This is a genomic window from Meiothermus sp., assembly GCF_037443965.1.
GTDB lineage: Bacteria > Deinococcota > Deinococci > Deinococcales > Thermaceae > Meiothermus.
The window spans coordinates 12,749-23,599 of sequence record NZ_JBBINI010000001.1 but is presented as its reverse complement, the minus strand read 5'-3'; the positions used below and the strand labels follow the sequence as shown (position 1 = coordinate 23,599).

The 10,851-nt window shown below is 62.3% G+C and carries 11 protein-coding genes; 9 read left to right on the top strand and 2 right to left on the bottom strand.

Going from position 1 to position 10,851, the window contains the following annotated elements:
* Window positions 1-37: 37 nt before the first annotated feature.
* The 7 genes from WKI89_RS00120 to WKI89_RS00090 all read left to right on the top strand — a co-directional run bounded on the left by WKI89_RS00120 (window position 38) and on the right by WKI89_RS00090 (window position 6,472).
* The gene (locus tag WKI89_RS00120; protein WP_337867184.1) at window positions 38-274 is read left to right on the top strand and encodes a hypothetical protein; all 237 of its coding nucleotides are present in this window, start codon (window positions 38-40) and stop codon (window positions 272-274) included.
* Window positions 261-671 carry a TA system VapC family ribonuclease toxin gene (locus tag WKI89_RS00115; RefSeq protein ID WP_337867183.1) on the top strand — a complete coding sequence of 137 codons (411 nt, stop codon included), beginning with the start codon at window positions 261-263 and terminating at the stop codon, window positions 669-671. The genes WKI89_RS00120 and WKI89_RS00115 overlap by 14 nt, the downstream gene beginning before the upstream one ends.
* Window positions 672-679: 8 nt before the next feature.
* Window positions 680-1,552: an ABC transporter permease gene (locus WKI89_RS00110; RefSeq protein ID WP_337867182.1), complete on the top strand. Its 873-nt coding sequence runs from the start codon at window positions 680-682 to the stop codon at window positions 1,550-1,552.
* Between the two features lie 47 nt (window positions 1,553-1,599).
* On the top strand, window positions 1,600-2,748 hold the full coding sequence (locus WKI89_RS00105; protein WP_337867181.1) for a BMP family ABC transporter substrate-binding protein: 1,149 nt from the start codon (window positions 1,600-1,602) through the stop codon (window positions 2,746-2,748).
* A 107-nt stretch (window positions 2,749-2,855) separates the two neighbouring features.
* Entirely contained in the window at window positions 2,856-4,601 is a 1,746-nt protein-coding gene (ade, locus tag WKI89_RS00100; RefSeq protein WP_337867180.1) for an adenine deaminase, read from the top strand.
* Between the two features lie 6 nt (window positions 4,602-4,607).
* Window positions 4,608-5,900, top strand: coding sequence for a guanine deaminase (gene guaD, locus WKI89_RS00095; protein ID WP_337867179.1), 1,293 nt, complete (start codon window positions 4,608-4,610; stop codon window positions 5,898-5,900).
* A gap of 5 nt (window positions 5,901-5,905) precedes the next feature.
* On the top strand, window positions 5,906-6,472 hold the full coding sequence (locus tag WKI89_RS00090; protein ID WP_337867178.1) for an NUDIX domain-containing protein: 567 nt from the start codon (window positions 5,906-5,908) through the stop codon (window positions 6,470-6,472).
* Here WKI89_RS00090 and WKI89_RS00085 read toward each other — a convergent pair.
* Both WKI89_RS00085 and WKI89_RS00080 read right to left on the bottom strand, forming a co-directional pair.
* Window positions 6,459-7,259, bottom strand: a complete 801-nt coding sequence (locus tag WKI89_RS00085; protein WP_337867177.1) for a Dam family site-specific DNA-(adenine-N6)-methyltransferase — start codon at window positions 7,257-7,259, stop codon at window positions 6,459-6,461. The two genes, WKI89_RS00090 and WKI89_RS00085, sit on opposite strands and share 14 nt — an antisense overlap.
* Before the next feature lie 8 nt (window positions 7,260-7,267).
* Complete coding sequence (locus WKI89_RS00080; protein ID WP_337867176.1) at window positions 7,268-7,675, bottom strand: PD-(D/E)XK nuclease superfamily protein; 408 nt, start codon at window positions 7,673-7,675, stop codon at window positions 7,268-7,270.
* A 154-nt stretch (window positions 7,676-7,829) separates the two neighbouring features.
* On the opposite strand from WKI89_RS00080, the gene WKI89_RS00075 reads away from it, so the two are divergent.
* On the top strand, window positions 7,830-10,121 hold the full coding sequence (locus WKI89_RS00075; RefSeq protein WP_337867175.1) for a 3-hydroxyacyl-CoA dehydrogenase/enoyl-CoA hydratase family protein: 2,292 nt from the start codon (window positions 7,830-7,832) through the stop codon (window positions 10,119-10,121).
* Entirely contained in the window at window positions 10,121-10,735 is a 615-nt protein-coding gene (locus WKI89_RS00070) for an SGNH/GDSL hydrolase family protein (RefSeq protein WP_337867174.1), read from the top strand. The genes WKI89_RS00075 and WKI89_RS00070 overlap by 1 nt, the downstream gene beginning before the upstream one ends.
* Window positions 10,736-10,851: the final 116 nt, after the last annotated feature.

Here is a 10,851-nt window from a genome sequence, read left to right as displayed (position 1 = left end):
CAACCCCGGTCTGATGGGTTTATGCTAATATGCTTTTGTGCGAACCACGCTGGATTTGCCGGATGACCTTTACAAGCGCCTCAAGCTACAGGCAATTCACGAGGGGAAAACCCTAAGGGAAATTGTGCTCAGGTGTTTGGAGGAGGGTTTGAACCGTCAGGCCACCAGCTCAGCTCAGCGTACCCTACCCGTTGTGCCTAAAGCGGGGCGCAAGATAAAGCCCTACACACACGCCGAGTTGTGGCAGCTCCTCGAGGGCCATGAACCTTCCTGATACCAATTTCTGGTTCGCGTTGCTGGTACCAGAGCATCCTTTTCACCCCAAGGCGCTGGGGTTTTGGGAGAAGTCGGGTGAAATTGCCTTGAATCGTGTGGTTGCTTTGGGGTTGCTGCGCTTGCTCACCAATTCCGTGGCGATGGGGAACAAACCGCTCGAGGTTAAAGAGGCTTGGTCGGTGTACTGGAAAATGAGGCTCGAGAGTGGTGTGCGGCTGCTAGAGGAGCCCCAGGGGCTCGACAATGTGCTGCGAACGCTGGTACAGAACGGAATCACCCCCCGGCTGTGGATGGACGCCTACCTGGCCGCTTTTGCCATTGCTGGAGGTTGCCAGCTTATTACCTTCGACCAAGACTTTAGGCGCTTCGATGGTCTAAGCTACGTGTTGTTGTAACTGCGTGTATGGAAGAGATCATCAACGCTCTGGCTCGAGCCCTATCCTTTGGCACCCCCCTCTTGATGGCCTGCCTGGGGGCCATCCTGAACGAGCGGGCCGGGGTGGTGAACCTGGGGGTGGAGGGCATGATGGCCCTGGGGGCCCTGGCCGGTTTTGCGGTGGCCTATGGCAGCGGGGCAGGCGATGGCAACCTCTGGCTAGCGGTGCTGGCGGCCATGCTGGCCGGGGCGCTAGCTGCCTTGCTGCACGGCTTTGTAACCATTACCCTGCAGGCCAACCAGTTTGTCTCGGGTCTGGCCCTGACCATGGTGGGCCTGGGTACGGCGGGGCTCCTGGGCAAGCGCTTTGAGGGGATGCCGCTCTTCAACCAACCCCCCGAGTGGCCCTTCACCCTGGGGGCCATCGCCCTGGCAGCGCTGCTCACCTTTGTGTTTTATGCCACCCGGCTGGGCCTCTCGCTGCGTTCAGTGGGCGAGAATCCGGCGGCTGCCGACCTGCTGGGCATCAACGTACTGCGGGTGCGCTACGCTGCGGTGGCGGCGGGTGGGTCGCTGGCCGGGCTGGCCGGGGCCTACCTTTCGCTGGTCTACCGCCCTGCCTGGACCGATGGTATGACCGCAGGGCTGGGCTGGATTGCGGTGGCGCTGGTGATTTTTGTGGGCTGGAGCCCCCTACGCGCTGTGTTTGGAGCGGTCTTCTTCGGGCTTCTGTACTACCTGCAGTTCCGGCTTCAGGGTCAGGTGGCCATTCCCACGGAGGTGTTTGCGAGCCTGCCCTACCTTCTGGTTATACTTGTGCTGGCTTTGTCCGGGCTGCGCGGGCAGCAAGGCAATGCTCCTGAAGCGCTGGGAAAGCCCTATCGGCGGGGTGAACGCTAAAGCCTGCCCACAAGGGCATGTGGGGTGGGCTGGTTGGAGGGGGATGTATGCGAAAGACTTGGTTGATTGGTACCGTGATGGCGCTGCTGCTTGGCCTGGGGATGGCCCAGCAGTCCAACCTCAAAGCCTGCTTCATCTATGTAGGGCCGGTAGGTGATGTGGGCTGGACTTTTGCCCACGATGAAGCCCGTCGGGCTGCCGAGAAAGCTATTCCAGGCCTCCAAACGCAGTTTGTCGAGTCGGTCAAGCCCGCCGACACCCTGGCCACGGTAGACCGGCTGGTTGCGGGTGGCTGCAACGTAATCTTCACCACCTCTTTCGATTTCATGGATCCAACCCTCGAGGCCGCCAAGAAGTACCCCGAGGTGATCTTTGCCCACGCCTCCGGCTTTAAGCGGGCTCCCAACATGCTCACCTACATGGCCGACTTCTACCAGATCTACTACCTGAACGGCCTGATGGCGGGCGCCCTCACCAAGAGCGGCAAGGTGGGCTACGTGGCGGCTTTCCCCATCCCCGAGCTCAAGCGCCACATCTCGGCCTTTGCCCTGGGGGTGCGGGCGGTCAATCCGCGGGCCACCGTGAACGTCAAGTGGATCAACGCCTGGTACGACCCCGTGAAGGCCCGCGAGGCCGCCGAGGCCCTGATGGCCGAGGGCAACGATATCCTGGCCTTTACCGAGGACACCGCCACGGTCATCCAGACCGCGGCCCGGCGCCGGGTGCCCAGCTTCAGCCATTACAACTCGATGTACAAGTATGCGCCCGACTATGTGGTCTCGGGGCAGCTAGTGGACTGGAGCGTCATTTACATTGATATCCTGAAGAAGGTGCAGAACGGCACCTACACCCCCAAGAACCTGCAAAACGTGGACTACTGGTGGCTGGCCCGCGAGAAAGCGGTGATGCTGGGGGCCCAGGTGGGCATGCCCATCAACCCCAAGTTCGAGGCGGCCCTGAAGCAGGCCAGCATGACCGTAAGCGGCAGGAAAGTGAGCGTCTACGACCGGGTGATGGAGCTGTACAAAGACATCCAGAGCGCCAACCCCCGATGGGATCCCTTCACCGGCCCCATCCGCGACCGCAACGGGGTGCTGCGCGTGCCGGCGGGGCGCAAGATGACCGTGAAGGAGCTCAACGAGATGCAGTGGGTGGCCCCTGGGGTGGTGGGCCAGGTGCCGGACGAGCCCAAATAATCTCAGCGAAAGCCTTTTACCTGGCCTGGTCTGTCCAGGCCAGTTTTTTTGGTGGGGCGGGCCTGTGCTTGCGAGGGGCCTGGGCTTGCTTGTACCATGCGCAGAACATGAACCTCCAGCTATCCGATCTCCAGTACGCAGTGGACGTGGCAATGGGCCGTCAGCCGGGAAGCCTGCTGCTCAAAAATGCGCGGCTGGTCAATGTGTTTACGCTGGAAATTGAGCAGACCCATGTCCTGCTGGCCGGGCGGCTGGTTGCCGCGGTGGGGCCGGCGTATGCCCAGGCCCCGGCAGCCGAGGTGGTGGATCTGGAGGGCCGCTGGGTGGCCCCCGGCCTGATTGACGGGCACGTGCACCTCGAGTCCTCTCTGGTCTCGCCAGCGGAGTACGCCAAGGGGGTGGTGCCCCGGGGGGTGACCGGGGTGGTTACCGACCCCCACGAGATCGCCAATGTGGCGGGTGTGCCGGGGATCGAGTGGCTGATGCAGGCCAGCGAGGGGCTGCCCCTCGAGGTCTGGATCACCGTGCCCTCCTCGGTGCCCTCCACGCCCCTCGAGACCAGCGGTGCGGTGCTGGGGCTGGCCGAAATCGAGCGGCTGCTGGCCCACCCGAGGGTGGTGGGGGTGGCCGAGCTGATGAGCTTTCCGGCCATCCTGGCCGCCGAGGCAAACGAGCTTGGCAAGGTGCTGCTGGCCGAGCGCTTTCGCAAGTCGCCCGAGGGCCACGCCCCCACCCTGATGGGGCCTGCGCTGCAGGGCTACCTGACCAGCGGCATCGCCTCCGACCACGAGAGCACCACCCTGGAGGAAGGGCGGGCCAAGCTCGAGGCCGGCTGCTTCCTGATGGTGCGTGAAGGTTCCACCACCCGCAACCTGGAGGCCCTGGCCCCCCTGCTGCGCCCGGAACACGGCGAGCGCATCGGCCTGGTAACCGACGACCGCCTGCCCTCCGACCTGCTCAGGGAGGGTGGGGTGGACTTCCTGGTGCGCAAGGCCATCCGGCTGGGGGTTGACCCGGCTTATGCCATCCGGGCCGGAAGCTGGAACACCGCCCGCCACTACCGTCTTTTGCGCCGGGGCGCTATCGCCCCCGGCTTCCAGGCCGACCTGGTGGTGCTGGACGATCTGCACGGTTTCCGGGCCCAGGCTGTCTACCAGCAGGGCCGTCTGGTGGCCCGGGAAGGGCGGCTGGAAGTGTCTCTTCCCAAAACGGTGGCCTCGAGCGCGGTTTCGCAGACCGTCCGGCTGCCCGACCTGCACCCCCAAGACCTGCAAATACCGGCTAGCGCGGGAAAGGTGCGGGTGATCCGGGCCATACCGCACCAGGTGCTGACCGCCGAGGAGCGCCTCGAGCCCACCGTGCGCGATGGGGAGGTGGTGGCCGACCCCAGCCGCGACCTGGCCAAGCTGGTGTGTTTTGAGCGCCACGGCAAAAACGGCCAGATCGGCAAGGGCCTGGTGACCGCGTTTGGCCTGCAGAAGGGGGCCCTGGCCTGCACGGTGGGCCACGACCACCACAACCTGATGGCAGTAGGGGTCTCGGACGCCGACATCGTAACGGCGGCCCGGCGGCTTTGGGCCCTGGGCGGGGGGATGGTGGCGGTGGCCGACGGCCAGGTGCTGGCCGAGCTAGCCCTGCCCATTGCCGGTTTGATCACCGACGAGCCGCTGGAGGTGGTGGACGCCAAGCTACAGGCCCTCGAGGCCGCCGCCAAAACCCTGGGGGTGACCCTGCCCGACCCCTACATGGTGCTTTCCTTCCTGGGCCTGGCGGTGATCCCTGAGCTGCGCCTAACCGACCACGGCCTGGTGGACGTGCGTCAGGGAGCGCGGGTGGAGCTCTATGTAGAATAGGTCGGCATGACCGTTCTGCTGCGTGGCCTGATTCTTCACACACCCCAAAACCCTTTCCAAGCTGCCGAGGCCCTCGAGGCTTTTTCCGATGGCGGACTGGCCTTGCGGGATGGGCAGATTATTGCGCTAGGCAGCTTTTCCGAGGTTCGAAAGCAATACCCCGAGGCCCCGGTGCAGGACTGCCGCGAAGGGGTGCTGCTGCCGGGGCTGGTGGACACCCACGTGCACTACCCGCAAACCCGGGTGATTGGCGCGATGGGCTACTCCCTGCTGGACTGGCTGGAAAAGCGCACCCTGCCTTTGGAGGCCCGTCTTTCCGATAACAAGCTGGCTCGTGAGCTGGCCCGCGAGTTCGTCCAGCTCCTCTTGCGCAACGGCACCACCACCGCGTTGGTCTTCGGTTCGCACTTTCAGGGGGCCACCGCCAACCTGTTTGGGGCCGCTGAGGACGTGGGCCTGCGCATTATCGCAGGGCAGGTTTGCTCCGACCGCCTGCTGCGCCCCGAGCTGCACACCACCCCCGAGCAGAGCTACGCCGAGCAGAAGATGCTCATCCAGCGTTTTCATGGCCGGGGCCGGTTGCGCTACGCGGTGACCCCGCGTTTTGCCCTCTCGGCCTCGGAGGGGCTGCTCGAGGTCTGCCAGGCGCTCTTGCAGGAGCACCCCGACCTCTACTTCACCACCCACATCAACGAGAACCTCGAGGAGATTCGCACCGTAGCCGAGCTTTTCCCCTGGAGCCAGCACTACCTGCACACCTACGACCGCTTTGGCCTGGTCACCGAGCGCTCGGTCTTTGCCCACAACGTCCACCCCACCGAACCCGAACTGGCCCGCCTGGCCGAGGCCCGGGCGGCCATCGCCCACTGCCCCAGCTCCAATGCCTTTATCGGCAGCGGCATCTTCCCCATGAACCGACACCTGCGGCATGGGGTTCGCTTCGGGTTGGGCTCGGACGTGGGGGGCGGCACCGGGTTCAGCCTGCTCAAGGAGGGCCTGATGGCCTACCTGGCCCAGCGCTACGCCCTCGAGGGGGTGGGCCTGACCCCGGCCCACCTGCTCTACCTGGCCACCCTGGCCGGGGCCGAGGTGCTGGGCCTGGGTGAGACCGTGGGGAGTTTGACCCCCGGCAAGGCTGCTGACGTGATCTGGGTCAGGCCCGAGCCCGGCAGTGCCCTCGAGGTGCACTTCCGCCACCTGGACTCGGCAGAGGACTTGCTGGGCTCGCTCTTCACCCTGCACGGCGAGGCCCAGGTGCACAAGGTCTGGCTCGAGGGCCGCGAAGTGATGGTATCTTGACCCGCATGGAACAGGTGTATGTGCTTCCGGCCTCGGTGTTTCCAGCGGCCCAGGCTTCTCTCATCCCGCTCGAGGCCGCGCTCTTACGGAGAATTGAGCAGGAAGGGTTTTTCCTCGAGCGCCCCCAGGCCGAGGAAGACCCCACCCACCGCCAGATCATCCCCTATGCGGTGGTGCGCTACCGGGGCCGGCTTTTCCTGATGCGCCGCAGAGGCGGGGGCGAGGCCCGGCTCCACAACCGCTACACCCTGGGGGTGGGTGGGCATATCAACCCCCAGGATGTGGGCGGCAACCCGGTCTTGGATGGGCTGCGCCGCGAACTTTTGGAAGAGGTAGGGATTCGGGCCTACGCCGCGCAGCCGGTGGGCTTTATCGTCATGGCCGACAGCCCGGTGAGCCGGGTGCACGCGGGCGTGGTGTTTTTGGTAGAGGCCGAAGAAGAACCCCGGGTGATGGAACCGGAGAAGCTCGAGGGCCGCCTGGCCCTGCTGGAAGAGGTGCAGCAGGTGTACGAGGGGCTCGAGGGCTGGTCGAAGGTGGTGGTGGACTGGCTCAGGGTTAGATGTTTTTGAAAGCTAGAACCTCGAGGGCATCTTGGCGGTTTCCGTCACAACTGATACGGCGGGGCGCTGGCAGGACAATGATTGCATAGCCCGCTTTGGTGTAGAGTTCGTGAATTCGAGCGGTGAGTTGGTTGGAAATTATCACGGGGCCGCGATGCTTCTCTAGGTACTCCACCAGACGAACCTGATCATCCCAGGAAAACCCTCCCGGACTGTACTGTGTGAATTCAACGTCATAAGGCGGGTCGGCGTACACGAAAGCGTCGGGGTCAATTGCAAGTTCGCTGAAGTCGCCGGTCTTAAACTCCCAGTCGCGGAAAACCTCTTTGTAGCCTGAGAAATCAGTCTGGTAGTTGACCGTCTTATACTTTCCAAACGGCACATTAAACTCACCCGAGGCGTTGAAGCGACACAGCCCGTTGTAGCCCGTTCGGTTGAGATAGTAGAACAGCGCCGCCGCCTCGGCAGTATTGGCTCTTTTCTCACGTATGAGCTGATTGAAACGCTTGCGATAGTCTAGATAGAATTCCCGCTCGTAAACCATTGGTATCGAAATTTGCAGCCCACGTCGAACCCACTGATAAAAGTTGATCAGATGTGGATTGGTATCGTTTAGCAGAGCTGATCTGGGTCTCAGGCCCAAAGTGATCCCCATCCCGCCAACAAAGGGCTCGACGAAAAGCCGGTCGCGGTGTTTAGACCAGTACGGCTGGAGGTGTTTCACCAGCCAGCGTTTCCCTCCAGCCCACTTGAGCGGTGGAGGTAGGTAAGCCCCAAAAAGCGGTTCGGCTACCATTGGTCACCTCATTCTCTACAAAAAAACCGCTTGAACCAAAGATCGGCGTATTCCTCGCGCACGAACCCCTCAACCATAGCCCAGCGTTCGTAGGATTGGCGAAAGCCTGCCCCGGAAAACACAACGATGGAATGAACACCCAACAAACGGTCTCGTTTGGCTTCTTCAAGGGCCCGAAACAGCTTGTCTTCTGCCGAGCCACTGGTTTTTTGTTCTTTACACTCGATGTAGAGGTAGGGTTTGAGTTCACCGTTCTCCTTTCGCAGAACAGCAATATCTACCCTTCTGCTGGTTTCTCGAATGGCACTTCCTAATGGGGAGAGGTACTCCTCTTGCACTACATAATCGTTCAGTCCACAGTTTTTTAGGATTTGTTCCAGTAAAAACTTGATTCGCTCACGTAGGTTTGCGGACATACCAAGAGTTTATGATAGGAACCATTATCTGAACAGATCATCTGAAGAAGACAGAACCGAACCTGCTAGACTTGGCTATCCGGTTGTTATAAACTTTGACTCGGTATAAAAATAGCTAACCCAAAGCTATAACCTTTTTCGCCTGGAGGACAGAATGCGAATCAAGAAGATCGGTGTGGTGGGTTCAGGTACCATGGGCGGTGCGATTGCAGCACTGGCGGCCTCGGCGGGGGTGCCGGTGGTGATGCTGGACATCCCCGGCCAGGAGGACAAGCTCGAGCTGGTCAAAAAAGGCCTCGAGCGTCAGCTCAAGAGCAAGCCAGCCAGCTTCATGGACAAAAGCCGGGCCTCCCTAATCGAGCTAGGCACCACCGACGAGCTGGAAAAACTGAAAGACTGCGACTGGATCGTGGAGGTCATCATCGAGAAACCGGAGCCCAAGCAGGCCCTGTTTGCCCGGCTCGAGGCCCTGGGCACCCAGGCCATTGTGAGCTCCAACACCTCCGGCATCCCCATGAAAACCCTGCTGGAGGGGCGGGGTGAGGCCTTCCGCAAGCGCTTCTTGGGGACGCACTTCTTCGCTCCGGTGCGCTACTTGCACCTTTTGGAGCTGATTCCCACCCCTGAGACCGACCCGGCGGTGCTGGAGGCCATGCGGCGCTTTGGCGAGCGTATTCTGGGCAAGGGCACGGTCATCTGCAAGGACGCTCCCGGCTTCATCGCCAACCGGCTGGGGGTGTTTGGGATGGCCCAGGCCATGCGGCTGATGATCTCGGAGGGCCTCACCATTGATGAGGTGGACGCCCTCACCGGCCCGCTGGTGGGCCGCCCCAAGAGCGCCACTTTCCGCACCGGCGACATCTCCGGTCTGGACGTGCTCAAGCTGGTCTCTACCGAGCTTTCGCACACCACCGGCGAGGACTTCCGCATGCCCGACTGGGTGGAGAACCTGATCCAGCAGGGCCACCTGGGCGAGAAGGCCGGGGCCGGCTTCTATAAGAAGGTGGGCAAGGACATCTACACCTACGACTACACCAGCGGTGAGTACAAGCCCCAGACCAAGCTCCGCACCGACGAGATCGGGGCCATCAAAGACTTACCCCTCAACGCCCGTCTGCAAAAGGTGGGCGAGCTGCCCGGTAAGTACGGGGCTTTCGCCCGCAAGCTGTTCTTAATTAACGCCCATTATGCCCTCGAGAAAGCCCAGGAAATCGCCTACGACATCGTCTCGGTAGACCGGGCGCTGGAGTGGGGCTTCGCCTGGGAGCAGGGCCCCTTCAAGAACATGGACGCGGTGGGTCTGGACTACCTGCGCAAGGGCTTCGCCGAGCTGGGCCTGTCCGAGCCCGAACTCCTCAAAAAGGCCCAGGGCAGCTTCTACAAGGACGGGCACTACCTGGGCTTCGATGGGCAGTACCACCCCATCCAGGCAGAGGAAGGGGTGATCCGCCTGCAGACGGTCAAGCAGGCCGGCAAGACCCTGCTGGAAGGTAAGGAGTACGCCCTGCTTGACCTGGGTGATGGGGTGGCCCTCTTCGAAAACCGGGCCAAGATGGGCACCTGGGGGGACGGCTCCATCTCGGGGCTGCACAAAGCACTGGACTGGGTAGACGCCAACGGCTATGCGGGTCTGGTGATCGGGCACGAAGACCCCCGCACCTTTAGCGCCGGGGCCAACCTGGCGCTGGTGCTGATGGCCGCCCAGGAGGGAGCCTGGGATGACCTCGAGCTGGCCACCCGCCGCTTCCAACAGACCTCCATGCGCCTGCGCCGTTCACCCTTCCCGGTAGTGGCCGCGCCCTTCGGCCTGACCCTGGGCGGCGGGGCCGAGTTCAGCCTGCACAGCAGCGCTATTCAGGCCCACGCTGAGCTTTACATGGGCCTGGTTGAGACCGGGGTGGGCTTGTTGCCTGGTGGGGGTGGCACCAAGGAGATGCTCTTCCGCTTTACCCAGGAGCTTGCGGCCTACGGGCCCGAGGTTGACCTGTTCGAAGGGGTTAAACGGGCCTTCCAGATGATCATGCTGGCCCAGACCAGCACCAGCGCCCTCGAGGCCCGCAACATGGGCTTTTTGCGCCTGAGCGATGGCATCAGCATGAACCGCGACCGCTTGATTGCCGACGCCAAGCGGCGGGTGCTGTTCATGGCCCCAGACTATGTGCCGCAGCCCCCCATGAAGATTCGGGCACTGGGAGCCGAAGGCATTGGCAACCTGCGCTATGCGCTATGGCAATTCCAAGAGGCCAAGCAGGCCAGCGAGCATGATGTGGTGGTAGGAAATGCAGTGGCCTATGTGCTGTGCGGTGGCGACGGGCCTGCCCGCGAGGTCACCGAGCAAGACATCCTGGATTTGGAGCGCGAGGGTTTCCTCAAACTGCTGGGAACTAAGAAAACCCAGGAGCGCATCGCGCACACCCTCAAGACTGGGAAGCCGCTGAGGAATTGATGATTCGATGCTTTGTGGCTCTCGGCGACAGTTTCACCGAGGGCGTGGGCGACACTCCAGGGCCGAGCGGATATCTGCCTCGACAGACCCCGGAAATTCCCTTGTACTCAGCCCACCATTGGTTGGCCCTGTGGATGCGGGGGGCCAACCCCAGCCTGAAGTACACCAACCTGGCCGAGCGGGGTCTCCGCGTCGCCGAGGTTCGTGCACAGCAGATGCAACGCGCCCTGAACCTACAGCCCGACTTTGTGAGCATTGTGGCCGGAGCCAACGACTGCCTGCGGGGCCCCTTCAGCACCGAACGGGTGAGGGCAGAACTCGAGCTGATGTTGGGGGCATTTCAAAGCATCGGGGCGCGAATATTCACGGCAACCTTACCCAACTTCACGTTGCACCTGGATTTGCCCGGCGGCTTTCGCCAGCGGCTGGAGCGCAACCTGGAAGCTACCAATCGCATCATCCGCGAACTCGCTGCACAAAACCCCTCAGTAGACCGGGTGTACCCGCTCGAGCTAGTGGATAAAGACGGCGTGATTCACGCCAGTTTCGAGAAGACCCTCTACATCCGCCGCAAAGACGCAAAACGCTCAGAAAAGCCAGATAAAGGTGTTTGAGCACAATGCCAACCGTCAACCTGCGTGGACGAAATAAGGGATGCTGCCTCCGATGTTCAACCATCCCCCCGATTGTGGCCTTCGACTTGAATCCAGGGGCCGCCTTACAATAAACT